The sequence below is a fragment of the Bosea sp. F3-2 genome, from assembly GCF_008253865.1.
Lineage (GTDB): Bacteria > Pseudomonadota > Alphaproteobacteria > Rhizobiales > Beijerinckiaceae > Allobosea.
Genome location: NZ_CP042331.1, coordinates 2,904,127 through 2,929,359, shown reverse-complemented (window position 1 = coordinate 2,929,359; position 25,233 = coordinate 2,904,127). Strand labels below are relative to the sequence as shown.

General features: G+C 66.9%; 22 protein-coding genes, 1 tRNA gene and 2 pseudogenes. 10 read left to right on the top strand and 15 right to left on the bottom strand.

Going from position 1 to position 25,233, the window contains the following annotated elements; genetic code table 11:
• Window positions 1–11: 11 nt before the first annotated feature.
• The 4 genes from FQV39_RS13485 to FQV39_RS13470 are packed head-to-tail and all read right to left on the bottom strand — an operon-like array spanning window position 12 to window position 3,086.
• A complete protein-coding gene (locus FQV39_RS13485) occupies window positions 12–722 on the bottom strand; it encodes a CoA transferase subunit A (RefSeq protein ID WP_149130757.1) in 711 nt (236 codons plus the stop codon).
• A complete protein-coding gene (gene pcaDC, locus FQV39_RS13480; protein WP_149130756.1) occupies window positions 719–1,927 on the bottom strand; it encodes a bifunctional 3-oxoadipate enol-lactonase/4-carboxymuconolactone decarboxylase PcaDC in 1,209 nt (402 codons plus the stop codon). The genes FQV39_RS13485 and pcaDC overlap by 4 nt, the downstream gene beginning before the upstream one ends.
• Window positions 1,918–2,775: a 3-oxoadipate:acetyl-CoA acetyltransferase gene (locus FQV39_RS13475; RefSeq protein ID WP_149130755.1), complete on the bottom strand. Its 858-nt coding sequence runs from the start codon at window positions 2,773–2,775 to the stop codon at window positions 1,918–1,920. Before FQV39_RS13475 ends, pcaDC begins: the two co-directional genes overlap by 10 nt.
• Window positions 2,775–3,086, bottom strand: a complete 312-nt coding sequence (locus FQV39_RS13470; protein ID WP_149130754.1) for a hypothetical protein — start codon at window positions 3,084–3,086, stop codon at window positions 2,775–2,777. Before FQV39_RS13470 ends, FQV39_RS13475 begins: the two co-directional genes overlap by 1 nt.
• A gap of 251 nt (window positions 3,087–3,337) precedes the next feature.
• On the opposite strand from FQV39_RS13470, the pseudogene FQV39_RS34220 reads away from it, so the two are divergent.
• The 3 genes and pseudogenes from FQV39_RS34220 to FQV39_RS13455 form a co-directional block, all read left to right on the top strand.
• Window positions 3,338–3,430, top strand: a pseudogene (locus tag FQV39_RS34220) (type II 3-dehydroquinate dehydratase); the annotation flags it as partial.
• 83 nt (window positions 3,431–3,513) lie between these two features.
• The gene (locus FQV39_RS13460; protein ID WP_149130753.1) at window positions 3,514–4,401 is read left to right on the top strand and encodes a shikimate dehydrogenase; all 888 of its coding nucleotides are present in this window, start codon (window positions 3,514–3,516) and stop codon (window positions 4,399–4,401) included.
• 46 nt (window positions 4,402–4,447) lie between these two features.
• Window positions 4,448–5,773, top strand: a complete 1,326-nt coding sequence (locus tag FQV39_RS13455) for an MFS transporter (RefSeq protein ID WP_149130752.1) — start codon at window positions 4,448–4,450, stop codon at window positions 5,771–5,773.
• Between the two features lie 109 nt (window positions 5,774–5,882).
• Here the strand turns inward: FQV39_RS13455 and FQV39_RS13450 are convergent, their stop codons facing one another.
• A complete protein-coding gene (locus FQV39_RS13450; RefSeq protein ID WP_149130751.1) occupies window positions 5,883–6,548 on the bottom strand; it encodes a TetR/AcrR family transcriptional regulator in 666 nt (221 codons plus the stop codon).
• Window positions 6,549–6,653: 105 nt separating this feature from the next.
• On the opposite strand from FQV39_RS13450, the pseudogene FQV39_RS34135 reads away from it, so the two are divergent.
• Window positions 6,654–6,827 (top strand): annotated as a pseudogene (locus tag FQV39_RS34135) (ABC transporter permease subunit); the annotation flags it as partial.
• A 284-nt stretch (window positions 6,828–7,111) separates the two neighbouring features.
• On the opposite strand, the gene FQV39_RS13440 reads toward FQV39_RS34135, so the two are convergent.
• The 3 genes from FQV39_RS13440 to FQV39_RS13430 form a co-directional block, all read right to left on the bottom strand.
• Window positions 7,112–7,186, bottom strand: a tRNA-Thr gene (locus FQV39_RS13440).
• Window positions 7,187–7,298: 112 nt separating this feature from the next.
• Window positions 7,299–7,961, bottom strand: coding sequence for a ligase-associated DNA damage response endonuclease PdeM (gene pdeM, locus FQV39_RS13435; protein WP_149133835.1), 663 nt, complete (start codon window positions 7,959–7,961; stop codon window positions 7,299–7,301).
• Window positions 7,962–8,002: 41 nt separating this feature from the next.
• Window positions 8,003–10,489, bottom strand: a complete 2,487-nt coding sequence (locus FQV39_RS13430; protein ID WP_149130749.1) for a ligase-associated DNA damage response DEXH box helicase — start codon at window positions 10,487–10,489, stop codon at window positions 8,003–8,005.
• 238 nt (window positions 10,490–10,727) lie between these two features.
• Between FQV39_RS13430 and FQV39_RS13425 the strand changes: the two genes are divergently transcribed.
• A complete protein-coding gene (locus tag FQV39_RS13425) occupies window positions 10,728–11,105 on the top strand; it encodes a hypothetical protein (RefSeq protein WP_149130748.1) in 378 nt (125 codons plus the stop codon).
• A 62-nt stretch (window positions 11,106–11,167) separates the two neighbouring features.
• On the opposite strand, the gene FQV39_RS13420 is transcribed toward FQV39_RS13425, so the two are convergent.
• Window positions 11,168–12,127 carry a methyltransferase domain-containing protein gene (locus FQV39_RS13420; protein ID WP_187640277.1) on the bottom strand — a complete coding sequence of 320 codons (960 nt, stop codon included), beginning with the start codon at window positions 12,125–12,127 and terminating at the stop codon, window positions 11,168–11,170.
• Between the two features lie 122 nt (window positions 12,128–12,249).
• On the opposite strand from FQV39_RS13420, the gene FQV39_RS13415 reads away from it, so the two are divergent.
• On the top strand, window positions 12,250–13,320 hold the full coding sequence (locus tag FQV39_RS13415) for a ligase-associated DNA damage response exonuclease (RefSeq protein ID WP_149130746.1): 1,071 nt from the start codon (window positions 12,250–12,252) through the stop codon (window positions 13,318–13,320).
• Between the two features lie 7 nt (window positions 13,321–13,327).
• Here FQV39_RS13415 and FQV39_RS13410 read toward each other — a convergent pair whose 3' ends face one another.
• The gene (locus FQV39_RS13410; RefSeq protein WP_149130745.1) at window positions 13,328–14,104 is read right to left on the bottom strand and encodes an SGNH/GDSL hydrolase family protein; all 777 of its coding nucleotides are present in this window, start codon (window positions 14,102–14,104) and stop codon (window positions 13,328–13,330) included.
• A gap of 107 nt (window positions 14,105–14,211) precedes the next feature.
• Between FQV39_RS13410 and FQV39_RS13405 the strand changes: the two genes are divergently transcribed.
• From FQV39_RS13405 to FQV39_RS13395, 3 genes are all read left to right on the top strand, one after another.
• Window positions 14,212–15,990, top strand: a complete 1,779-nt coding sequence (locus tag FQV39_RS13405) for a cisplatin damage response ATP-dependent DNA ligase (protein WP_149130744.1) — start codon at window positions 14,212–14,214, stop codon at window positions 15,988–15,990.
• A gap of 149 nt (window positions 15,991–16,139) precedes the next feature.
• On the top strand, window positions 16,140–16,820 hold the full coding sequence (locus tag FQV39_RS13400; RefSeq protein ID WP_149130743.1) for a response regulator: 681 nt from the start codon (window positions 16,140–16,142) through the stop codon (window positions 16,818–16,820).
• A 103-nt stretch (window positions 16,821–16,923) separates the two neighbouring features.
• Window positions 16,924–17,178 (top strand): DUF6460 domain-containing protein, encoded by a 255-nt coding sequence (locus tag FQV39_RS13395; protein WP_248313361.1) that lies wholly within the window; start codon window positions 16,924–16,926, stop codon window positions 17,176–17,178.
• A gap of 206 nt (window positions 17,179–17,384) precedes the next feature.
• On the opposite strand, the gene FQV39_RS13390 is transcribed toward FQV39_RS13395, so the two are convergent.
• Entirely contained in the window at window positions 17,385–18,473 is a 1,089-nt protein-coding gene (locus FQV39_RS13390) for a quinone-dependent dihydroorotate dehydrogenase (protein WP_149130741.1), read from the bottom strand.
• Entirely contained in the window at window positions 18,470–18,844 is a 375-nt protein-coding gene (locus tag FQV39_RS13385; protein ID WP_248313360.1) for a DUF952 domain-containing protein, read from the bottom strand. The genes FQV39_RS13390 and FQV39_RS13385 overlap by 4 nt, the downstream gene beginning before the upstream one ends.
• 238 nt (window positions 18,845–19,082) lie before the next feature.
• Here FQV39_RS13385 and FQV39_RS13380 point away from each other — a divergent pair, with 238 nt between their 5' ends.
• Window positions 19,083–19,712 (top strand): S24 family peptidase, encoded by a 630-nt coding sequence (locus tag FQV39_RS13380; protein ID WP_149130740.1) that lies wholly within the window; start codon window positions 19,083–19,085, stop codon window positions 19,710–19,712.
• 109 nt (window positions 19,713–19,821) lie between these two features.
• Here the strand turns inward: FQV39_RS13380 and FQV39_RS13375 are convergent, their stop codons facing one another.
• From FQV39_RS13375 to FQV39_RS13365, 3 genes are all read right to left on the bottom strand, one after another.
• Window positions 19,822–21,279, bottom strand: coding sequence for a sensor histidine kinase (locus FQV39_RS13375; RefSeq protein WP_149130739.1), 1,458 nt, complete (start codon window positions 21,277–21,279; stop codon window positions 19,822–19,824).
• Window positions 21,280–21,290: 11 nt separating this feature from the next.
• Window positions 21,291–22,742, bottom strand: a complete 1,452-nt coding sequence (locus FQV39_RS13370) for an FAD-dependent oxidoreductase (protein WP_149130738.1) — start codon at window positions 22,740–22,742, stop codon at window positions 21,291–21,293.
• A 103-nt stretch (window positions 22,743–22,845) separates the two neighbouring features.
• Window positions 22,846–25,176 (bottom strand): putative bifunctional diguanylate cyclase/phosphodiesterase, encoded by a 2,331-nt coding sequence (locus FQV39_RS13365; protein WP_149130737.1) that lies wholly within the window; start codon window positions 25,174–25,176, stop codon window positions 22,846–22,848.
• Window positions 25,177–25,233: the final 57 nt, after the last annotated feature.

Here is a 25,233-nt window from a genome sequence, read left to right as displayed (position 1 = left end):
TCGCTTCCTCCTCAGGCCGCCGCCGGACGCGGGCGGGTGGTGCGCTGCTCAATGCGCTTCACCGGGTTCGGCACATGCACGATGCGCTTCACGAAGATGCCGGGGGTGTGGATCTGGTCGGGGTCGATCTCGCCGGCCGGCACCAGATGCTCGACCTCGGCGATGGTGAAGCGCGAGGCGCTCGCCATCATCGGATTGAAGTTCCGCGCCGTCTTCCGGTAGACGAGGTTGCCCTCGGTATCGCCCTTCCAGGCATGGACAATCGAGATGTCGGCGAACAGGCCGCGCTCCATGATGTAGCGCTCGCCGTCGAATTCGCGCTCCTCCTTGCCCTCGGCGATCAGCGTGCCGACGCCGGTCTTGGTGAAGAAGGCCGGGATGCCGGCGCCGCCGGCGCGGATGCGCTCGGCCAGCGTGCCCTGCGGGGTGAATTCGAGCTCGAGCTCGCCGGCGAGATATTGCTGGGCGAAGAGCTTGTTCTCGCCGACATAGGAACTGATCATCTTCCTGATCTGGCGGGTTTCGAGCAGCAGGCCGAGGCCCGCGCCGTCGACGCCGGCATTGTTGGAGACGAAGGTCAGGTTCTTCGCGCCTGACTCGCGAATGGCCTCGATCAGTGTGTCGGGGATGCCGCAGAGACCGAAGCCGCCGGCCATGATCGTCATGCCGTCCTTGACGATGCCGGCGAGCGCCTCCCTGGCGTCGGGGTAGACCTTCTTCATCTGACTGTTTCCTCTCCTTGGTTCTTGGCCGGATCGCCGGCCAATTCGTCGCCGAGCACGTCCTTCGCCCAGCGGAAGCCGGCGTTCGCCGCCGGCACGCCGGCATAGATCGCGCTCTGAAGCAAAAGCGCCTGCAGCTCCGAGGCGCTCACCCCGTTGCGCAAGGCGGGGCGGACATGGAGCTTGAACTCCTCCTCGCGGTGCAGCGCGACCATCATCGCCAGCGTCACGAAGGAGCGCGTCTTCCAGGGCAGCCGCGCATCGCCCCAGATCTCGCCCCAGGCGGTTCGGGTGATGAAGTCCTGCCAGGGCTCGGCGAAGGCGCCGGCCTGCGCCAGCGATCGTTCGACATGCGCCTCGCCCAGCACGCTCTTGCGACCGGCTTCGAACGCGACTGCGCCGGGCGCGCGCGTGCTGTCGCGATGACGATCGAGGAAGGCGAGCAGATGCGCCGCAGCCGCCTCGGGTTGCTCGATGACGAGCAGATGCGCCGCCTTGGGCAGGACGACGAGTTCGGCCTGCGGGATCAGAGCCGCGATCTGTTCGGCCGAGGCGACCGGGGTCGCCGGATCGTCGCGCCCGGCGATGACCAGGGTGGGCGCGCGGACGCTGCCCAGCGCCGGCCGCAAATCCATGCGGCCGATGGCGTCGCAGCATGCGGCATAGCCTTCAGGATCGATGCCGGCAAAGGTCTCCAGCACGGGCGCGACCTTGTCCGGCGCGGAGCTGAGAAACTCGGGCGTGAACCAAAGCCGCCTGACCGTGTCGACGATGGGCGCCATGCCCTTCGCCCGGACCAGCTTGGCGCGCTCCGCGAAACCGCCCGGGTTCGGAGCCCGCGCCGCGGTTGCCATCAATGTCAGGCTCGCCAATCGCTCCGGGGCGCGGCCCGCGAGCGCCTGGGCCGTCATCCCGCCGAGCGACAGACCGACGAGATGGACGCGCTCGATGGCGAGCGCGTCCAGCAGGCCGAGCAGATCATCCGCCAGATCGTCGATCGTGATCGGTTGATCCACCACCTGCGAACGCCCATGCCCGCGCGTGTCGTAGCGCAGGATGCGGTAACGGCCGCGCAGCGCCGGCACGAGCGTGTCCCACATCGCGAGCGTGGTTCCGATCGAATTGGAGAAGGCGACGATCGGCGCTTCGGTCGGGCCGGAAAGCTCGTAGAAGAGATTGACGCCGTTGGCCTCGATCACGGGCATGCGGAGGTCGCTCCCGTTCCGGCCGCCCGCAGACCCAGCTGCTCGCGGGCCTCAGTGACCGACGCCACGCGCCGCCCGTGCCGGGCGATGGTTTCGGCGGCCTGCTGGACGAGCTCGGCATTGCTCGCGGCGAGCCGGTCCTTGGCGATGCGGATATTGTCCTCGAGCCCGGTTCGCACCGCATCGGCGCCGCGCTTGAGCGCCCATTCCATCACGGGCGCCTGAAAGCGGCCGATGCCGGCCGCGGTCCAGGTCGCCTTGGGCAGAACTCGGCGCAGCTCGCCGAGCATGAGATCCAGCAGATGCTCCTCGGCCGGCATGGCATTCTGCACCCCCATGACGAACTGGACATGCGGATGGTCGTCCATCAGCCCGGCCTCGACGAGGCGGCGCGCGCCATGCAGATGCGACAGGTCGAAGATCTCGATCTCCGGCCGGATGCCGTTGTCGCGCATCTTCGTCGCAAGGTCGGTCACCAGCACCGTGTGGTTCTCATAGACGATCGTCGGGAAGTTCACCGACCCGGTCGAAAGCGAGGCCATGTCGGGCTTGAGGTAGAGCGCCGAGCCGCGGGCGCCCGGATCGCGCCCCCGGCCGCCGGTCGAGAACTGCACGATCATGCCGGGGCAGTGCTTGACGATGCCGGCCTGCACGACGGCAAAGCGCTCCGGGTCCGATGACGGGCTCTCATCGTCGTTGCGCACATGGATGTGCGCGAGCGTGGCGCCGGCCTCGAATGCCTGATGCGTCGACTCGATCTGCTCGGAGGGCGTGATCGGAAGCGCCGGATTGTCCTTCTTCCGCGGCACGGAGCCGGTGATGGCGACCGCGATGACGACGGTATTCATTATGATGACCTCCCTTGAGCGAAACCCTTGCGCCTATCGAGCTCGTCCATCAGGTCGAACTTGCGCGCGGTGCGGGTGAGATTGCGTTTGTGCTGCGCGCCGAAGACGTCCTCGACGTCACGGAACGGCTGGAGCAGGTCGGTCAGCAGCCCGCGATCCGTGGCGTAGCTGCGGATGTCGCGCATCGATCTGGCGTGGGGGAGAGGGGCGCTCTCGAAAACCTCGACGTCGTCGAAGTCAACCGAGGCGATCGCCTTGAGTTTCTCAATCAGCGCATCGCTCGACGAGACCGTCGCGATCGACTTCCGCATTCCGGCGCTCCCACCCTTGGTCTTATCCGGCGCCTGACCGCCGGAGGCCCGAGCTTCATATGGCTCAGATACCTATTGACATGAACGTACCAGTTCGTACATTTTAGGTCAAATCAAATATGGCAGGGCGAACAACGCCCGCCCGAGGAAACACCGGGAGGAGTGATGCAATCCATGCGGATGCGCATGAGCGCTCGGCTCATGCCTCGTGCCACGGCCGGGGTGGCGCCACGACGGCGAACCCGGCCCTCGTGCCCAACGGCCCCAATCTCGATCTGCCCGGCAAGCGCCAACCCGAAATCCGCGGGCGCGCGGCGCTCGCCGACGTCGCGCTGTTGGGACGCCGCCGGCGTGACCTGCGGCTGCCGCATCGCGAGGGACGTCCCCGCGCTTCGACGCCTCGCCACCCTTCCTGAAAGGCAGCACCATGACGCTCGAACAGCCTTCCTTCCTGGTGGGCCTGATCGGCTCCGGCATCCAGGCGTCCCGCACGCCGCCCATGCATGAGCACGAAGCCGACGCGCAGGGCCTGCGCCTGATCTATCAGCGGATCGATCTCGAACGGCTTAGCCTCGGCGCCGAAGCCTTGCCGGAGCTCCTGATCGCCGCCGAGCGCATGGGCTTCGCCGGGCTGAACATCACTCATCCCTGCAAGCAATCGGTCATTCCGCACCTGCACGAGCTCTCCACCGACGCCGCCGCGCTCGGAGCCGTCAACACGGTCGTGCTCAAGGATGGCCGCCGCATCGGCCACAACACCGACTGGTGGGGCTTTGCCGAGAGTTTTCGTCGCGGCTTGCCCGGCGCAGCGCTCGGACGTGTCGTGCTGCTTGGTGCCGGCGGCGCCGGCGCCGCGGTCGCCCATGCGCTGATGACCTTGGGGGTGCGCGAGCTCATCCTGTCGGATGTCGACGGAGCACGAGCCGAGGCCGTCGCGGCTTCGCTCAACCAGCGCTTCGGTCGCACCGGGGACGACCGCGTGCGCGCCACGGAAGACCTTGCGGCCGACATGGCCGAGGCCGACGGCCTCGTGCACTGCACGCCGACGGGCATGGCCAAATATCCTGGCCTCCCCCTGCCGGCGAACCTGCTGCGGCCAGCGCTTTGGGTGGCGGAGATCGTCTATTTCCCCCTCGAAACCGAGCTTGTGCGCACGGCCCGCCGCCTCGGCTGCCGCACGCTCGATGGCGGCGGCATGGCGGTCTTCCAGGCGGTCGAAGCCTTCCGGCTGTTCACCGGCGTAACCCCCGATCCGGAGCGGATGCTGCGCCATTTTGCCGAGCTGGGCGCGACCGCGGCGAAAAGCGCCGCCTGAGCCCGATCCCTTCACTCACAAAAATGCAAAGCAGGAGGAGACCAAGATGACAGCTATTAACGCTGCAGGCTCGCATGCGGGCGAAGCGACAGGCGTGAAGACGCCGAAGAAGGCCGCGCTGGCAAGCTGGATCGGCAGCGCGGTCGAGTATTATGACTTCTTCATCTACGGCACCGCGGCAGCGCTGATCTTTCCAAAAATCTTCTTTTCGTCGGTGAATCCGCACGCAGCCGCCATCGCATCCTTCGCCACCTTCGGCGTCGCCTATATCGCGCGGCCCTTCGGGGCCGTCGCTCTTGGCCATGTCGGTGACAAGTTCGGCCGCAAGAAGGTGCTGACTTTCACTCTGCTCCTGATGGGCTTTTCGACATTTCTCATCGGCTGCCTGCCGACCTATGACCAGGCCGGCCTTCTCGCTCCGGTCCTCCTGGTCGTGGCGCGGCTGCTGCAAGGCATCTCCGCCGCCGGTGAGCAGGCCGGCGCCAATTCGATGACGCTCGAGCACGCACCGCCCCATCGGCGCGCCTTCTTCACCAGCTTCACGCTGAGCGGCACCCAGGCCGGCCTCATCCTGGCGACGCTGGTCTTCATCCCGATCACCCGACTGCCCGAGGCCGACCTCTTGTCCTGGGCCTGGCGCATCCCCTTCTTCCTCAGCGTCGGCGTGGTTGCCGTCGGTTTCTGGGTGCGGCGTTCGCTGCCGGAAACGCCCGTCTTCCTCGAGGAGACGAAGAAGCACGAAACCGCGAAAATTCCATTCGTCATCCTGTTCCAGGATCACTGGGCCGATGTGCTGCGCATCATCTTCGCCGCGCTGATCTCGGTGGTCAGCACGATCTTCAGCGTGTTCACGCTGTCCTACGCGGTCAACACCATGAAGATCGACAGGCCGACGATGCTGACGGTGCTCGTCCTTGCCAATCTGGTCGCGCTGGCTGCCATTCCGCTGTGGGCGATACTGGCCGACCGCATCGGCCGCAAGCCCGTCTTCATCCTCGGCGCCCTCGGCTGCGCCGTGCTGATCTGGCCCTATATCTGGGCGATCAGCCAGGGCAACCTGCCGCTGATCTTCGCGCTCGGCATCCTGCTGTCGGGGATCGTCTACAGCGCCTCCAACGGCGTCTGGCCGGCCCTCTATGGCGAGATGTTCGACACCCGCGTCCGGCTCTCCGGCATGGCGATCGGGACGCAGATCGGCTTCGCCCTGGGCGGCTTCGCGCCGACGATCAGCGCCGCGCTCCTCGGCGACGGACCGAATGGCTGGGTGCCCGTCGCGGTGTTCACCAGTGTGACCGCGATCGTCGCGGCGCTGTCGGCCGCCACCGCGCGGGAGACCTTTAAGACGCCGATGAGCGAGCTCGGCCGGAAGTAAGCGTGCCTGTCATGCAAAGAGGCGAGGGGGCTGCCCCTCGTCTCCTGTCGGAGCGCCGAAGAGTTTGACACGTTGCCAGCGCGACAGGCCGGCCTCTGGTGCTTCCTCGCTACGATTTCCGAACGAGCGCAAGCACTGCATCGGCGATCATCTTCTTGTGCCGTGCGCGTCGTCCTGGTTCCGAGAGGTCGACGCCAAAAATCTCACTGAAGGTGTACCGATTGGCGACACGGAAGAAGCAGAGAGCGCTGATCGCCATGTGCACGTCGACCGCTTCGAGGTCATCGCGGAAAAGGCCCGTCGCCTGGCCTCGGGCCAGAATTCGGCCGATGACCTGAAGCGCCCGCAGATTGATCTGCCGGATTGAGGGTGCTTTCGCGAGATGCTTGGCGTGATGGATGTTCTCGATCGCGACGAGGCGCACGAATTCGACATGGGCGTCGTCATTTTCGAAGGTCTGCTCGATCAGACGACGTAGGGCCTCTTCAGGCTCGAACGCATCCAGATTGAGGCCTTCCTCAATCGCCCGCACATCGGCATAGACCTTCTCGAGCACTGCAAGATAGAGCCCCTCCTTTCCGCCGAAATAATAGTAGATCACACGCTTCGAAGTGCGCGTCCGCTCGGCGATGGCGTCGACGCGGGCGCCGCTGAAACCGAATGTGGCAAATTCCTCCGTCGCCACCGCCAGGAGCTCCGCCTTCGTGCGCTCGGGGTCATTGGTCCGGGTGCGTTCAGGCGAAGAGCGTTTGCGCGATGTTGCGGATGCTTCCATTTAACGGACCAACCAGGTGAGCCAAAATGCTGGCCATAGTATTTGCGGCGTATCGGCGAATCTGAGTGACGACGGCAAGAATAACGTACGAACTCGTACGTTCAAGTGCCTTCGGCGACGCTCGGCCGTGTCCACGTCGCGCTCATTGCTCGCATCACCCGCGCGACCATGCTCGAAGTGATCCAGCAGGATTACGTCCGTACCGCTCAGGCTAAAGGCATGTCGCAGAAGGACGTCCTCTTCCTGCACTCGCTCAGGAATGCCGCGGTGCCGGCCGCTATGGGGCCGCCGTCAAACATGGCCGCAAAGCCGCCATGCATGAGATTGAAGCCGGGCCACTCAAGCGGGGCAGGCCAAAAGCGCTAACCTGTCTCTGTGCCTACCCTGACAAGGCAGTCGGAAAATCTGGAATGACCCCGCAGAGACGGAGGCCTGTTCGGCTAACTGTTCCCGCCTGGGCGCAGACCAGTCAGGGCGCCAAGCGGGCAGAAGAAGGGGTAAAGCGCGCTCGCCGCGCTTCTTTCTCCGCGCCGCCGGAAATTCGCCGTTACCCGGAGAATGGCTGGTGCTGCCAGAGAGGATCGAACTCTCGACCTCTCCCTTACCAAGGGAGTGCTCTACCACTGAGCTACGGCAGCAGGATCGTCAGCCAACCCGCGACCGCTAGCCCGGGAGGGCGTTTCGCGGCGCGGCTTCGTTGCGAAGCGGCGTCCTGATGCCACAAGCGCGGGGCGTGCGCAACCCGCTCTCTTAATCCGGCAACAATAATCGTGGATCGATCTGGAAAACGCGGCCGTCGCCGAGGAGGTGGGCGCTCAGGCCCTCGCGGAAGAGCGGCCGGAAGGCGACGTCGCGCAGATTGAGGCCGCCGGCATAGGCGCCCATTGCCGGCATCACGCAGCGGCGCGACGACCGGGCGAAGCAACGGCGCCTCAAGGCCCGTCCACGCATCCGCACTTTCGCTGTCGGGTGGAGGTGGCCGGCGATTTCGGGCCCGGCTGCGGCGCTATCCGGCTCATGGCGCAGCATTACACCGCAGAGCATGATCGACGCGGCGCTGTCGCCGCCCATGGCGCGGCTGATCGCCGGGTCGTGGTTGCCGGTGATCCAGAGCCAGTCGCGGCCTTGCTGCAGTTCGCGCAGGGAGGCGAGCGTTGCCGGGGCGAGCCTGGTTTCAGCATCGCGGTCATGGAAGCTGTCGCCGAGTGCGATGAGGCGCGCCGGCTGATGGCGCCGCACCACCGCGGCGAGCGCCGCCAGCGTTGCGGTCGAATCATAGGGCGGCAGCATCACGCCGCGTGCCGCATAGGCGGAGCCCTTTTCGAGATGGAGGTCGGCGACGACGAGCGTGCGCTCCGCCGGCAGCCAGAGCGCGCCGGAGAGATCGGGCACGAGCGCGAGCCGGCCCAGCATGAAGGCCTCGCTCGTCTTCGACAGCGCTGCGGCTGCGACTGTCACGCCATCGCCTCTTCCGTCAGCATCGCCTCTGCCTCCGCCAGGATCTCGTCTGCCGCCTCGCCAAAGACCGCCTCCCGCCCGATCTCGAGCATCACCGAGACGCCGAGCGGCGAGACATGGTCGAGCGGCTGATGCACGATTCGGCCGCTGATTCGTGTCAGCATCTCACCGAGCCGGCGAATGTCGAGCAGGCCTGTCGCCGCATCGGCGCGCGCGGCCTTGAGCAGAATATGGTCGGGCTCGTGCCGGCGCAGTACGTCGTAGACCAGATCGGTCGAGATCGTCACTTGCCGGCCGCTCTTCTCCTGGCCCGGATAGCGCCGCTCGATCAGCCCGCCGATGATGGCGCAGGAGCGGAAGGTGCGCTTCATCAGCGCCGATTCCGCCAGCCAGTCCTCGAGGTCGTCGCCGAGCATGTCCTGCGCGAAGAGCTCGTCGAGATCGAGCGCGCCGCGCGCGATCGCGGCCGTCATGTCGCCCAGCGTCCAGCAGGCCATACCGTAATCATTGCAGACGAAGCCGAGCGGCCGCATCCGGGCCCGCTCCAGCCGACGCGTCAGCAGCATGCCGAGCGTCTGGTGGGCGAGGCGGCCCTCGAATGGATAGGCCACGAGATAGAAGCGCCCGCCGCGCGGAAAGGTCTCGACCAGGAGCTCGCCGGGCTTGGGCAGGCGCGATTTCAGCTTCTGCGCATGCAGCCAGGCGGCGACTTCCTCCGGCAGCGTGTGCCAGAGGCTGGGCGAGGCCAGCATGGCGCGCACGCGGGCGGCGAGGAAGGTCGAGAGCGGGAACTTGCCGCCGTCATAGGAGGGGATCTTCGGATCGGTGCCAGCGGAAGTGCGCGAGCAGACCGCCTCGTTCTCGACGATGCCCTCGAAGCGCAGGACCTCGCCGGCGAAGACGAAGGTGTCGCCCGGCACCATGGTCTCGGCGAAATATTCCTCGATCTCGCCGAGCACGCGCCCGCCGCGGGTGATCATCCCGGGCTGGCCGGGCTTCCCGGCGCGCGCCCGGCCGAGCCGGACCTTCAGCATCGTCGCCTCGACGATGGTGCCGACATTCATGCGGTACTGCTGGATCACGCGGGCATTGCTGGCGCGCCAGAGGCCCGCCTTGTCCTGCCGGAGCTTGGCGAAGCGCTCATAGCTCTTCAGCGCATAGCCACCGGTCGCGACGAAATTGACGACCGCGTCAAAGTCTTCGCGGACGAGATCGGCATAGGGCGAGGCGGTCCTGACCTCCTCATGGAGTGCATCTGCCTCGAAGCCGTCGGAGCAGGCGACGCCGAGGACATGCTGGGCCAGCACGTCGAGTGCGCCGATGCGTGGCGGCGGGGTGTCCTGGGCAGCCTCATGAACCGCTTCCAGCGCGGCACGGCATTCCAGCAATTCGAAGCGGTTGGAGGGCACGAGGAGCGCCTCCGACGGTTCGTCCATGCGGTGGTTGGAGCGGCCGATGCGCTGGATCAGCCGACTTGCTCCCTTCGGCGCGCCGAGATTGACGACAAGATCGACATCGCCCCAGTCGATGCCGAGATCGAGCGTGGCGGTGCAAACCACGGCCTTGAGTCGGCCGTCGGCCATCGCCGCCTCGACCTTGCGGCGCTGTTGCGCATCGAGCGAGCCGTGATGCAGGGCGATCGGCAGATTGTCGTCATTGAGGTTCCACAGCGCCTGGAATGCGAATTCCGCCTGCATGCGCGTGTTGACGAAGACGAGGGTAAGCTTGTGGGTGCGGATGGCCTCATAGACCTCGGCCATCGCATGCAGTGTCGTGTGGCCGGCGATCGGCAGGCGCCGCTCGGTATCGAGGATGCCGATGCGCGGCTTTGCGCCGCCTGCGACGGTCACGAGTCCTGCCGGCGTCTCGGCTCCGCCGAGATAGCGCTGCAGATCGGCTGGTTCGCGCACCGTCGCCGAGAGGCCGACGGCCGAGAGCTGCGGTGCCAGCGCCTTCAGCCGCGCGAGGTCGAGCGAAAGCAGATCGCCGCGCTTTGAGGTGACCAGCGCGTGCAGCTCGTCGAGCACGATGCGGCGCAAGTTTGAGAAGAACGGCGCAGCGTCGCGATGCGAGACCAGCAGGGCGAGCTGTTCCGGCGTCGTCAGCAGGATATCGGGTGGGCGCTGGATCTGGCGCGTGCGCTTGGCGGCAGAGGTGTCGCCGGTGCGGGTCTCGATGGTGATCGGCAGCCCCATCTCGCGCACGGGCGCTTCGAGGTTGCGGGCGATGTCGACCGCGAGCGCCTTCAACGGCGAGATATAGAGCGTGTGCAAACCGTCATGCTTGCCGCCGCGTTCAGCGAGCTCGACCAGAGAGGGCAGGAAGCCGGCGAGCGTCTTGCCGGCCCCGGTCGGTGCGACCAGGAGCGTCGAGCGCCCGGCACGGGCCTCTTCGAGCAGCGCGAGCTGATGCGGCCGTACACTCCAGCCGCGACTGGCGAACCAGGCCTCGAAGGCGGAAGGGAGCGGGGAGGGCTCAGGCATGCCGGTCGAAGATAGGGCGCGGCGTGAGAGAACGAAAGGGGAATATCATCGCCGTTGTTCTCGTCGCCAAATGCGGTCTGTGACTGATCTTCTTTGAGGACATCCGCCATTGGCGGGCGCATTGCTGCCGTTACATGGTCATGAAATGACCTGATCGCGTTCAGCCTCAGAACCCATTTGCAGTGCCTGATCCGTCGCTCATCCGCAGTCGATGGAAGGAAACTCCATGCGTATATTTATGCTCGCGACGGCTGGTGCCGCATTCGTTCTGGCTGGCGCGGCCAATGCCCAGGCTCCCTCGGCCCAATCGCCCTCGACGGAGCGCGCGCCCGCGCCGCCACCGGCCTCGTCGCCGCAGGCTCCCGGCGGCACGCCGGCGATCAAATCTGTCAATGTCATCGAACTCGACGAGCTTACCGAGGCGACCAAGACGCAGGTGAACGAGATCGTGGCCAAGCGGACGCCGGACGAAAGCCAGCGGCTTCAGAATGCCATCGAGAACGCCCCGGCGGTAAAGATGGCCGTGGAGGCAAAAGGTTTTTCCGCGCGCGATGTCCTGATCGCCCAGGTAAACGATCAGGGCGAACTGATCGTCGTGACCCGGCGAGCTGGCTGATCGGACCGCTGCTCGGCGCCATGGCGTCGGGCTGCCCCCGTTCCCGACACGGGCAGGCGCTTTCAGCGTCGTTCCGCGACGATCAGCAGGCCCGGGACGGGCGCGCCGCGATCCTGCCGCGTGCTGGCAGGCTCGACGAGTAGGGGAGCAAGCCCTGCTTCTCCCAGTCTTTGCCGCAGCCAGCTCTCTGCATGCGCGAACCGCCGATCCTCGCCGACGACCACGCCCTCGCCGGGATGCGTCTGCACCGTGAAAGCCAGGAAACCACCCGGCTCCAGCACGCGCGCGCTTTGCGCGAAGCAGGGTGCGAGCTCGCCGAGATAGACGAAGACATCGGCCGCGACGACGAGATCGGCCGTGCCGTCCGGCCGGCTGGCGAGGAAGCTCGTCAGCCCCGCGACGGCGAGCTTGTCGTAGAGCGGCGTCCCGTCGGGAGCCGTCTTGGCCCGAGCGCGTTCGATCATGCGTGGCGAGAGATCGCAGCCGGCGATGAAACCGCTCTGCTCGTGGATCGCTTCGCCCATCAGTCCCGTGCCGCAGCCGAGGTCGTAGACCGTGTCGAACCGGAAGGGCCGGCCGGCGTTGCTGCAGCAGCGGACCAGCGCCGCCTTCAGCAAGGCGGGGGCGTTGTATTGCAGGGTTTCGGTCAGATGGCTGTCGAAGCGGTCGGCATAGGCGTCGAAGAGCGCGCCGGAGAAGTTCTCGGAAGTCGCCTGCTCGGCCGGCATCGCCCCGATGCGGGCAAGGTCGAGCCGCGCGCCGAAATGGTCGTTTGGGTCGAGATCGAGGCATTGCCGCCAGGCGGTGGCGGCGTCCTCCTTATGGCCGAGCGCTTCCTGCGCCAACCCGTAGAGGTGCCAGGCGGCGGTGAAGTGATAGGCCTGCGCCAGCGTCTGGTCGAGGATCTCGACGGCAGCTTGCGCGTCGCCCTCCTTCAGCGCAGCCTCGGCCCAGCCGTAGCGGCGGTCGAGCACCGGGTCGCCGGAACTCGCGAAATACGTGGTCTGGCCTTTCTCGGTCATGATTGCGGGTCTAGAGCATCGGGCCGAAAAGTGGAAACCACTTTTCGGAAAAATCCGATGCATGATCAAGCAGATAGGCCGCCGCGCGCCCTGTCGGGCGCAAGGCGAGCCTATTGGGGAGCATGACGCTGGCCAGACAAAGCGCCCGCTGGCGCCCCTCCGAACTGCTGCTGCCGACCGCGGCCGGGCTCTACTGCCCGCCGGCCGACATCCATATCGATCCCGTCCGCCCGGTGGCGCGGGCGCTGATCACCCATGGCCATTCCGACCATGCGCGCACCGGCCATGGCTCAGTGCTGGCGACGCACGAGACGCTCGCCATCATGGCGCTGCGCTATGGTGAGGGCTTCGCCGGTTCGCAGCAGATTGCGGCGCCGGGCGAAGCCATCTGTATCGGCGAGGTCGAGTTCCGCTTCGTGCCGGCCGGCCACGTCCTCGGCTCGGCCCAGATCGTGGTCGAGAGCCGCGGCCTGCGTATCGTCGCCTCTGGCGACTACAAGCGCGAGCGCGACCCGACCTGCGCGCCCTTCGAGCCCGTGTCCTGCGATATCTTCATCACCGAGGCGACGTTCGGCCTGCCGGTCTTCCGCCATCCGCCGGCGGCGGGGGAGGTGGCCAAACTGCTCGAATCCGTCAGGCTGTTCCCGGAGCGGACACATATCCTCGGCGCCTATTCGCTCGGCAAGGCGCAGCGCGTCATGGCGCTGATCCGTGCGGCCGGCTACGAGCGCCCGATCTATATCCACGGCGCCCTCGAGAAGATCACTGCGTTCTATCAGGGCGAGGGCATCCCGCTCGGCGAGATCCGCATGGTCGCCGACACCGACCGCAAGACGCTGGGCGGCGAGATCGTCATCTGCCCGCCGAGCGCGACGCAGGATCTCTGGGCGCGCCGCTTTCCCGATCCCGTCACCTCCTTTGCCTCCGGTTGGATGCGCATCCGCGCCAGGGCGCGCCAGAAGGGCGTCGAGCTGCCGCTGGTCATCTCCGATCATGCCGACTGGGACGATCTGCTCGCGACGATCCGGGAGGTCCAGGCCGGCGAGATCTGGGTCACGCATGGCGAGGCCGACGCGCTCGTCCACTGGTGCGGCACGGCCGGGCTGAAAGCCAAGCCGCTGCATCTCGTCGGCTATGGCGACGAGGGCGAAGCGGAGCAGACCGGAGAGGCGTCCGATGCGGCTGTGGCTTGAAGGCCGATCAACGCGAGGAAGCGACGACCGGGCGCGACGGTACGGCCATGCCGACCATGGCGTTCGCCATGTCGCGAGCGAGGCAGTCATAGCCGGCATCGCTCATATGGAAGCCATCCGTCCACAGCGCCGCCTTGAACGCCTCGGCGTCGGTGCGGTGCCATTCGCGCATCGCCGCATAGCGGGCGAAGACCGGCACGGCCTCGCGCCGGGCAACCTCGCTGACCGCCTCGACATAGGCACCGTAACGCTGCGGATCGCGGATGGAGGGGAAGTATTGCGGATCGAGGATGGCGAGGGCCGGGCCGGCCTCCCGAACCATCGCGACGCCGTCGGCGACCATCGTCTTGAAGGCCTCGAGGTCACCGCCAGTGACGGCATCGTTGGTGCCGACCTGCCAGATCACGAGGTCGTAGCTGCGCGCGGTCAGCGCGGCCTTGAGCCGGGCGAGTGTCTGCGGCGCGGTCTCGCCGCCGATGCCGGCATTGACGATCTCGATCCTCGATTTCGGCCAGGCCTTCGTCAGCAGTGCCTGCAGGCGCGCGGGATAGGTCCTGTCCTTGGCGCTGGCGCCGACGCCCTCCGTCGAGGAGGAGCCGATGGCGAGGATCGCAAGCGACTGGCCCTGCGCCACCTTGGTGGAGAGCGGCGCGAGCGTCGCATTCGAACGCACGATCGGCGTCTCGCGGCAGGAGAAACCGGCCGCCTGAGCGGGGGCTCCGACCGAAAGCGCTGCAGCGATGACAGGCAAGGCAAGCAACCGCATCGCGGCACGCATCGGCATGGCTCTCCCTTGTGCTCCTCGGTGGGTAAGGTTTCGTTCATGAATGGCGGCTGAACGATGCGCTGCAGCAAACAGGAAACAGCGAGCGGCGGCAGGAGGGTGACAGCATGAACCGCTTCGCCTGGCTGCTCGACCGCCTTGCCTATGAGCCGCGCCGCAATGCGAAGCTGGCACTGATCGCGGACTATTTGCGCACCACGCCCGATCCCGATCGTGGCTATGCGCTGGCAGCGATGACGGGCGGACTCGTTTTCCGCAATGCCAAGGCCGGGCTGATCCGCGCGCTGATCGCCGAGCGCACCGACCCGGTTCTGTTCGCGCTGTCCTATGACTATGTCGGCGACCTGTCGGAGACCGTCGCGCTGATGTGGCCGGGGCCGCGGCACCCCTCCCCCTCGTGGGGAGGAGCAGGGGTGGGGGGCGAACGACCGGGTGAGCGCTCGCCAAGCGGACCGCCCCCCATCCCTCTCCCTTCCCCACAAGGGGGAAGGGAAGAGCCCCACGCGCAGGCAGAGTCGTTCGGGCACAACCGCTCGCCGCTGACCTTGCCGGAGGTGGTCGAAAGCCTTCGCGAGGCCGGCAAGACCGATCTGCCGCGCCTCATCGCCTCCTGGCTCGATGCACTCGACGAAACCGGTCGCTGGGCGTTGCTCAAGCTCATCACCGGCGCGCTCCGCATCGGCGTCTCCGCCCGTCTTGCCAAGACGGCGGCCGCGAGCCTCGGCGGCGTGCCGCCCGATGAGGTCGAGCAGGTCTGGCACGGGCTGGAGCCGCCCTATGCCGAGCTCTTCGCCTGGCTGGAGGGCAAGGGGCCGCGGCCCGAAGCGCGTGATCCGGCGCCGTTCCGGCCGGTCATGCTCTCGCATCCGATCGAGGACGGCGATTTCGACAAGCTCGACCCGGCCGAGTTCAGCGCGGAATGGAAATGGGACGGCATCCGCGTTCAGGCGGCCAGCGGCCGCAAGGCGGACGGCACGCGCGTTACGCGGCTCTATTCGCGCACCGGCGAGGATATCGCCGCTGCCTTCCCCGATCTCGTCGAGGAGTTGACGCAGGACGGCGCGCTTGACGGCGAATTGCTGGTGATGCGCGAGAGCGCGGTCCAGAGCTTCAACACGCTGCAGCAGCGACTCAACCGCAAGACCGTGACGGCGAAGATGCTGGGCGAGTTCCCGGCGCATATCCGTGTCTACGACTTATTGGTCGATGGCGAGGAGGACATCCGCCATCTGCCCTTCGAGGAGCGGCGGAAGCGCCTCGATGCCTTCCTGTCGCGGCTCGCCAGTGTGCGCTTCGATCTCTCGCCGTTGCTTCCCTTCGCTTCCTGGGAAGAGCTGACGGCGGCTCGTGCCGATCCGGCCTCGGCCGGCGCTGGTGCCGACGCCGAGGCGGTCGAGGGCTGCATGGTCAAGCGCCGCGACTCGCCCTATCTGCCCGGCCGCCCCAAGGGCTACTGGTGGAAATGGAAGCGCGATGCGCGGCTGGTCGACTGCGTGCTGATGTATGCCCAGCGCGGCCACGGCAAGCGCTCGTCCTTCTATTCGGACTATACCTTCGGTGTCTGGCGCGTGGGCGAGGAGGGCGGCGAGGAGCTGGTGCCGGTCGGCAAGGCCTATTTCGGCTTCACCGACGAGGAGTTGATCGAGCTCGACAAATATGTCCGCAAGAACACGGTGAACCGTTTCGGCCCGGTGCGCGAGGTCACGCATGAGGCGCAGGCTGGACTCGTTTTCGAGGTCGCCTTCGAGGGGCTGCAGCGCTCGACCCGCCACAAATCGGGGCTTGCCATGCGTTTTCCCCGGATCAATCGCATCCGCTGGGACAAGCCGCCGCGCGAGGCCGATCATATCGAGGTGCTGGAAGCGCTGTTGCCGACCAATGGCTGAGCCGCGGCGGGTTGCAGCCTTGCGCTCAGGGTGCTTGTGATCCCCTCTTGGCCTGAGGCAAAATGTCCGGGCCGGACAAGAGCAATCGGCCCGAAAAGCGGAATGCGGTTTTCGGACAGAGCCGATGCGGGCTTTAGGGAGTGGTGGCGATGAGCAAGCAGCCTTCGACGCGGATCGTCATCGCGGACGATCATCCGCTGTTTCGTGGCGCGCTGCGCCAGGCCGTCTCGCATGCCATCGGCGGCGCGGAGGTCAGCGAAGTCGGCTCCCTGGAAGCGCTGACCGAAGCGCTGGCCAGCGGCGGCGATGCCGATCTCGTCCTGCTCGACCTGACCATGCCGGGCGTGCAGGGCTTTTCGGGTCTGCTCTTCCTGCGTGCCGACCACCCGGAAATCCCGGTCATCGTCGTCTCGGCCAATGACGATCCGGCGGTGATTCGCCGCTGCATCGAATTCGGCGCGCTCGGCTTCCTGCCCAAGACCGCCGATGTCGCGCAGATGGGCGAGGCGATCCGCGCCGTGCTCGACGGCGGGGTCTGGACCCCGCCGGGTGTCGATCTTTCGGCGCCGGTCGATGCCGAGGTCGCCGACATGGTCCGCCGCCTTTCGACGCTGACACCGCAGCAGGTGCGTGTGCTGATGATGCTGTCCGAGGGGCTTCTCAACAAGCAGATCGCCTATGAGCTCGGCGTCTCCGAAGCGACGGTGAAGGCTCATGTCTCGGCGATCCTGACCAAGCTCGATGTCGACAGCCGCACCCAGGCGGTCATCGCCGCCTCGAAGATCGCCGGCACGGCCTGGGCGACGGCTGGGGCCTCCGCAACGGCCTGAGGCAGCGCCGTTCAGACGCCGTTCAAGCGCGGCGGATTTCAGGTTAAGACGATTGCGAAGCGCCCCGAGACGTGCGGGGCGCAAGAGGATGGCCAGCGCTTCCATGGAACGGTTTCTCGGCGGTTCGCCGCTCAGCGTCCTCGTCCGCCTGATCTTCATCTCGCTTCTGGTCGGGGCGGCGATGGCTTTTCTCGGCCTGTCTCCGCAGAGCCTCTACGAGGCGGCGGCACGCTTCATCCGCTCGATCACCGGGCTCGGCTTCGGCGCGGTGCGCGAGGTCGGGCAGTGGATCATCGCCGGCGCCCTGATCGTCGTGCCGCTCTGGCTGCTGATGCGGCTCTTCGCTGCGCGGAAGTAGGCTGCGTCATTCTCGGGCGGAGCGAAGCGCAGACCCGAGAATCTCGTGTCGGGAAGTCACTGGTTTCCGAGATGCTCGGGTCAAGCCCGAGCATGACGCCTAGATCGCCGCGCGTCCGATAGGACGCGGTAACGGTGATCTATGCTTTTGTTATCGCATCGGATTTTTCCGAAAAGTGGATGCCACTTTTCGGTCCGATGCTATAGTCAAAGCCCCTCGCCGCGGGCGATTGCGGCCGCATCACGTCCGATCAGGGCGGTGAGACGAGTGAGGCCGGCGCGCCGGGCCTGGGTCGCGAGCCCGGCCTTGACCTCCTTCGCCAGCCCCGGCCCCTTGAACACCATCGCCGAGTAGAACTGCACCAGCGTCGCGCCGGCGCGGATCTTGGCGAAGGCTGTCTGGGCCGAGTCGACGCCGCCGACGCCGATCAGCGGGAACTGTCCTTCGACGCGCAGGAAGGCTTCCGCCAGGATGCGGGTCGAGGCGGTGAAGAGCGGCTTGCCGGATAATCCGCCCGTCTCGGCCTTGGCGGCGCTGCGCAGGCTCGCCGGGCGCGTGACCGTGGTGTTGGAGACGATCATCCCGTCGATGCCGCGCTTGCGAGCGACCGTGATCATGCCGTCGAGCTCGGGCATGGTCAGGTCCGGCGCGATCTTGACGAGGATCGGCGTGCGCCGGCCGCTGCCTGCAACGTCGTCCCGCGCTGCGAGCGTGCGCGCCACGAGGTCGTCGAGTGCGGCCTCGGCCTGGAGGTCGCGCAAGCCCGGCGTGTTCGGCGAGGAGACGTTGATCGTCAGGAAATCGGCGAGCGGCGCCAGCCTGCGAGCGAGCGTGGCGTAGTCGGCGGCGCGGTCGGCCGCTTCCTTGTTGGCGCCGAGATTGACGCCGACCAGCCCGCCGCGGCTGCGCCGGGCTGCGAGCCGGGCGGCGACCGCCTCCATGCCCTCGCTGTTGAGGCCATAGCGGTTGATGACGGCCTCGTCCTCGATCAGCCGGAAGACGCGCGGGCGCGGATTGCCGGGTTGCGGCAGCGGTGTCACCCCGCCGACCTCGACGAAGCCGAAGCCCAGGCCCAGCGCGCCATCGATCGCCTCGGCATTCTTGTCGAAGCCGGCTGCGAGCCCGACGGGGTTCGGGAAGGTAAGGCCAAAGGCTTCCGTCGCCAGCACAGGGTCGTCCGCTCCGGGCTTCAGCGCGGGGGCCGTGGCCAGCGCCGTGACGGCGAGCCGATGCGCCGTCTCGGCATCCATGCGGTGGATCAGCGGCCGGGCGAGGTTGAACAGGCTGCCGATCATGCCAGATCCTCCGGGATGGCGTGTGCGCCGTCGGTCATGAGTGGCAGCGGCGCTATCCAGCGCACGGCCTTCGGATCGAGAGCAGTGTAGAGATGCGGGAACAGCGCTCCGCCGCGAGAGGGCTCGTAACGCAAGGCCGGGCCGAGGCGCGAATCATCCACGGCGATGAGCAGGAGCCCGTCCTGCCCGGCGAAGTGCTTCGCTGCCGTTTCCGAGAGTTGGGCAGCCGTCGAGAAATGGATGTAGCCGTCCGCGAGATCGATCGGCGCGCCGTCGGAGCGGCCTTTCTGCTCCGCTTCACGCCAGAGCGGGGCGGGGCATATCTTGTAGATCAGAGGCACCGGCAGTCTCACGGGAACAGGTCGGGCCACGGCTTAATCCCTGGGAGGAGGATTCCGCAAGCGCTAGATCGCCGCGCGTCCTTCCGGGCGCGAAGTGGCGATCTATCTCTTTGTTTGAGCATCGGATTTCTCAAAAAAGTGGATTCCACTTTTAGATCCGATGCTTTAGCCGGGTTGCGGCGAGATCTGGATTGAAATCTTAGATGATAGGGGATATTTCCTATATCCAATCCCCGCCCAGCGACAAGAGCAATGCGAGGCCTGCGCGATGCTGTCACATGATCAGATCTGGGGGGCGATCGATAGGCTCGCCCAGCGCTACGGTTTCACCGCCTCGGGGCTGGCGCGCAAGGCCGGCCTCGACGCCACCACTTTCAACCGCTCCAAGCGCGTGGCGCCGGACGGGCGCGAGCGCTGGCCCTCGACCGAGTCGATCGCCAAGATTCTGGCCGCGACGGGCGCTTCCCTCGACGAATTCATGAGTGCCGTATTGCGGCGGGAGCCAGCGCCGACGCGCACCATTCCGCTGATCGGCTTCGCCCAGGCGGGTTCCGGCGGCTTCTTCGACGATGGCGGCTTTCCGGTCGGCACGGGCTGGGAGGAGGTCGCCTTTCCGGGCGTGACCGACGAGAAGGCCTATGCGCTCGAGATTTCCGGCGATTCGATGCTGCCGCTCTATCGCGACGGCGACACCATCATCGTCTCGCCCACCGCGACGGTCCGGCGCGGAGACCGGGTGGTGGTCAGGACGGTGGAGGGCGAGGTGCTGGCCAAGCAGCTCAGGCGCCAGACCGCGAAGACGATCGAGCTCGCCTCGCTCAACCCCGAACACCCCGATCGGGTGCTGAATCACGCCGATATCGCCTTCATGGCGCGCGTGATCTGGGCGAGCCAGTAGGCGGCACCGTCATGCTCGGGCTTGACCCGAGCAACTCTGAAACCAGCTCCCCCTGGTCCTGAGATTCTCGGGTCTACGCTGCGCTTCGCCCGAGAATGACGCACTGACTTCAATGCCCGTTACTCCGCCGCAGCGGAAGGCAGACCCTGAACACGGCGCCGGCGGAGGAGGGTTCGAGCTCGATCGTGCCGCCGTGCAACCGGACCAGCTCGGCCGCGACGGCGAGGCCGAGGCCGGTGCCGCCCGGCGTTACCGAGCCACGGAAGGCCTGGAAGAGATTGGCCCGCGCGCGCTCGGGCACACCCGGCCCGTTGTCGATGACACGCAGCACCACTGAGCCGTTCACCGGTCCTGCCGTCACCGCCAATTGGGGTTGGGCGTCGGCTTCTGCCCCGGCCTGGGTCAGCGCCTGGACCGAATTGCGCATCAGGTTGGTCAGCACCCGCGCCATCTGGTCGGGGTCGCAGGGCGCGATCAACTCGGCCGGGACACGGTTCTCGAAGCGCAGCCGCCCATCCCCCGGCAGGCCGAGCATTTCCGCCTGCTCCGTGACGAGCTGCCGCAGGGCGACATCACGCAGGACCGGTGTCGCCTCCGCCGCGCGGCCATAGGCGAGGGTAGCCTGGCAGAATTCGATGGCGCGCCCCAGCGTCGCGATCAGCCGCGGCGCGAAGCGGCGGACCTTGGCGTCGCGGGTCTCGATGAGCTGGTCCGACATGAGCTGTGCGGCCGCCAGCATGTTGCGCAGGTCGTGGTTGATCTTGGAGACGGCAAGGCCGAGCTCGGCGAGGTGCTTCTTCGTGCGCAGCTCGTCGGCGAGCGTCTCCTGCATGCGGGCGAGCGCGCGCTCGGCCTCGCCGATCTCGTCGGCGCGCAATGTCGGCTCGATGATCCGCTGCGGATTCTCCGGATCGGCCTCGAATTCCATGACGTTTGCCGCCAGCCGCCGGATCGGCCCGATGATCAGCGCGTTGAGGGCGATATAGACCGCGATCGCCGTCAGTCCCGTGATCAGCAGCGAGATCAGCAGCAGGCTCCAGGAGAATTTCAGCATCGCCTGGCGCAACGGCGCCTCGTCGATGACGATCTCGACGAAGTCGGCGCCGCCGACCGCCTCGCCGACCACCCGGATCGGCATGGTGGCGGGCGAGACCAGAACGGCGACCGCTTCCTCGATCGCGTTGATCCAGGAGAGGTTGCGCAGATCGATCGAGCGGGAGACTTCCGGCGGCGGCATCGAGTCGAGGCTGAGCAAACGGCGTGCGCCGCCGACACGGGCCGCGATCGAGCGGGCGCCGACGCCCATCAGCAGCCGGTTCTCGCTGCCCTCCGGCAGCCCGTCCTCGGGCGCTCCTTCCAGCACCAGCGCGGCGACCTGCGCCGCGGCGATCCGATCGTTCAGCCAGTTGCGCCGAAAATTCGCGATGGAGGGCAGGTAGATCAGCACCTCCGCCAGCATGACGAAGAGCACGGTGACGAGCAGTAGCTTGGCCGACAGGCCGAGGCGGGTCAGACCGCGCGGCTGACTGATCGACAGATCGTTCCTGGGTAGGCCGGGTTGATGCATCGACGCCAATCTTAGCCGAAGCGCCGCAGAAAGCCGATCAAGCGGCGCAGGCGGGGATTCGCGGTCGATGGAGCATGGACGGAAAGTGCCGCACGGTGCGAGGCATCCGAGCGGCTGAATGCGGGCATGACCACCCCGGCCATGTCGGCGACCGTGAGCCCCGCCTTGGCTGCGACGCACCACGGCGCGATCAACTCACTGGCGCCCGCGCCGACGATGGTGACACCGAGGGGGCGGCCCTTTCGGTCGGTGACGAGCTTGACGAAGCCCTCTGTCTCCTCGGCGGCGCGGGCGCCCGCGACCCCGGCGAAAGGCCAGCGCAGCACCTGGATCGCGCCGGCCTTGGCTCGCGCGGCGGCTTCGGACAGGCCGATCGCGGCGATCTCCGGCTGGCACCAGGCGATGCGCGGATAGCTCGCCGCATCGATCCGCAGCGGCTGGCGAAACAGGATATTGCGCAGGATCAGGCCGACATGGTCGTCGCCCGCGTGGTCGGTCGCTGGCGCCGCGGTTCCGCCAGCACAGGCACCCAGCGCATAGACGCGGCGGTTGCTCGTCCGCAGGCCCTTGTCGGTGACGACCCCGGTGGCGTCATGGCGGATGCCGCCCAGGTCGAGATCGAGCGCCGCGATCTCCGGCTGGCGCGGCCCGGCCAACAGCAGATGCGATCCCTCGACGGTGGCTTCGCTCCCATCGCCAGCGAGAATGAGGCGCAAGCCGGATCGGCTGCGCTCCAGCCGAACCGGAGCGTTTCTCTCGTGAAGAGCCAGCCCCTCGCGCAGCAGGCGCCGGCGAACCAGAAGCGCCGCTTCGGCATCATGGTGCGGCAGCAATCCTTCCGGGGCGACGAGGGTCGCCGTGCTGCCAAGGCGCTGCAGGGCTTGCGCCAGTGCAGCGCCGGTTGCGCCGCCGCCGAGGATGACCGGGCGTTCGGGCAGCCGCGTCAGTTCGGAAAGTTCGTCCACGTCGATGAGCGGAACCGTATCGAGACCGGGCAATTCCGGGCGAGGCGCCCGTGCGCCGGTGGCGATGACGAAACGCCGGGCCTTGATTGCTTGCTCGCCCACGCGGACCGTGCTGCGGCTGGCGAAGCGGGCCTCGCCTCGCAAGATGGCGATCCCCAGGGCCTTCAGGCGTTCCTCGGCGTGATTCGTGGCCTCCGCGGCGAGCGTGCGTTGAATATGGTCGTGAAGCTGGGCCGGGTTCGCCTGCGGATCACTTGCCTTGAGACCGAAGCGGCCGGCTTCGCGCATCGCCTGCGCGGCTGCTCCCGCCTCGATCAGCGCTTTCAAGGCGTGCGAGCCGGAATTGCCGCCCAGCGTACCTCTCTCGACGAGAACGACGGACACGCCGAAGGCGGCGGCTGCCGTCGCCAGGGCAATGCCGTTGCTGCCCGCGCCGATGACGCAGATGTCGGGTGTCAACGCGGCGGGCTTCGCCGCCTTGGCCGTGCCGTCGCTCACCGGATGTCCCGCTTCGCTCTCGTCCTCAATCGCTGATGCGTTGTCGAGCCGGCGGAATCAAGGCCGATCCGCTGCCCATCATGCGGAAGCGCCCGCATGCCGCTCAAGCGACGCTGCGCTTGCTGCCTCTGCCCTTGATGGTCGCGAGAGGTTCAGGCCGGCCGAACAGGAAGCCTTGGGCGCGGTGGGCGCCGAGAAGCTGGACGGCGATGCGCTGCTGCTCGGTCTCGATGCCCTCGACCACGACGTTCATCTGGAGCCGGCGGGCGAGCTGGCACACTGCTTCGATGACGGCCTTGGACGCTTCGTTGGTATGCACCTCGCGGGTGAAGCTCTGGTCGATCTTCACCTGCGCGAACGGGTAGGTCGAGAGATAGGCGAGCGAGGAGTAGCCGGTTCCGAAATCGTCGAGCGCGAAGGTCACGCCCAGGGCCCGCAATTCGTCGAGGACCGAAAGCGCCAGCTTGTCATCCTCGATCAGCAGCGATTCCGTGACTTCGAGCATCAATCGCCGCGATTCGAGATGCGAGGTGAGCAGCGCATTCTTGACCGTCTCGACGATGCGGCGGGGCTCGCGGAACTGCAGCGGCGAGACGTTCACCGAGACGCTGATGCCGGGTTCCCAGCTCGCCGCATCCTTGCAGGCCTGACGGATCGCCCAGTCGCCCATTGCGGCGATCAGGCCGGACTGCTCGGCGATCGGAATGAAGATGCCGGGCGGTACCATGCCCCGGGTCGGATGGCGCCAGCGCATCAGCGCCTCGCGCGAGACAATCTCCTGCGTCTTCAGGTCGACGATCGGCTGATAATAGAGCTCGAGCGTGCCATCCGCGCAGGCCTTGCGCAGATCGACCTCGATCTCATGCCGCTCGAGCATCTCCTCGGCCATGGTCGGGTTGAAGAACATCAGCGTGTTCCGGCCGGCCGACTTGGCCTTGTAGAGTGCCGTATCGGCGTGGCGCAGCAGGTCGGCCGGGGTGGCGCCGTCGCGGGGCGCCATGGCGATGCCGACGCTCGCGGTCACGTAGACCGTCTTGCCCTCGACATCGAAGGCGCGGGCCATTGCATTGATCATGCGCTGCGCGATCGCCGTGACGATGGTGTGTTCGGCGGAGGGCAGGAGCAGCAGGAACTCGTCGCCGCCGAAGCGGGCCAGCATGTCGTTGCTGCGGATCGCGCCGCGCAGGCGACTCGCGGTCTCCATCAGCACATGGTCGCCGATATCGTGGCCCAGGCTGTCATTGACCTGCTTGAAGCCGTCGAGGTCGAGATAGAGCAGCGCGAAGGCCTCGCCGGTGCGCTCGAGCCGAGCGAAGGCCTCGGCGATCTGCGTGTTGTATTCGAACCGGTTGGCGAGCCCCGTCAGCTCGTCGAACCGTGCCATCTGCTCGATGCGCGCCTCGGTCGCCTTTCGCTCGGTCGCATCCTCGGTCAGCATGAGGATGCCGCCCTCGGCGGCCGGTGCGAAGGTCACGACCAGCACGAGTCCGCTGCGCGTCACAACCTCGTGGCTCGCTGCCTGCTGGGTGCTCTGGACCGTCGTCAGCGCCATCCGGATGTCGCGCAGCTGCTCCTGGCTGATCACCTGCCGCTCGACCAGGAAGCGCGCGATCGCCGTCAGCGGCGTGCCGGGCAGGGCGAGCGTCTCGGGCAGGCCGTAGAGCGTGCTGTGCGGCGTGTTGCTGACCGCCAGCTTGAGATTGCGGTCGAACATCGCCAGCCCGTCGATCATCGTGTTCAGGGCGGCGTCGAGCGTCAGGTTCTGCGAATGCAGCGCCGAGGCGAGCGCCTTGGAATGCTTCGTCGCATCGCTGAGAGCCAGCAGATTCCGATGCAGCGAATTGGTGATCGCGATGTTCGCGGCCACATACAGGAAGGCGAAATAGCCGATATAGCGGTAATAGGGATTTTGCGCGGCGATCAGTCCGATCGCCATCGGGATGCAGAAGGTCATGAGCTGCACCGCGACGAATTTGGGGCGGCCCGCATTGCGTGCGACGTAGCCGGAAGCCAGGGCGATTGTGGACGCGACCGACGTGATGTGTGCGGCCGGGTCGTTTGTGTGAACCAGCGCGACATAGCAGCTGTAGCCCAGCACGGCGCTGAAAATAGTGGCGCCGAGGAAATAGTCGCGATCCCAGCGGCGAGTCTGCGCGTAGCTGTCGCCGGCGTGGTTCCGCCGACGATAGGCCATGACGGTCATGAGGCGCAGGATGACAATGAGCGTCACCAGCAAGGTGAGGCCCATGAAGATCTCCATGCCGGTCGAAAGCCAGCACAGGAACGGGGTGAGAATACCGGCGATACCGCCAGGAATGATCGACGCTGGCGACGAGAAAAGCGAGCTGACCAGCAGCGTGTAGCCGGTCAGGTCGACATCGTCGGCCTTCCCGCGCCCACCGGCGGCCATCAAACGCTTCAGCGTGCCCGACATCTACTCCTGCCTTTGCCGCAAGCGCGGTCACGCACGCTAGGCCCAAACCTAGTGCAT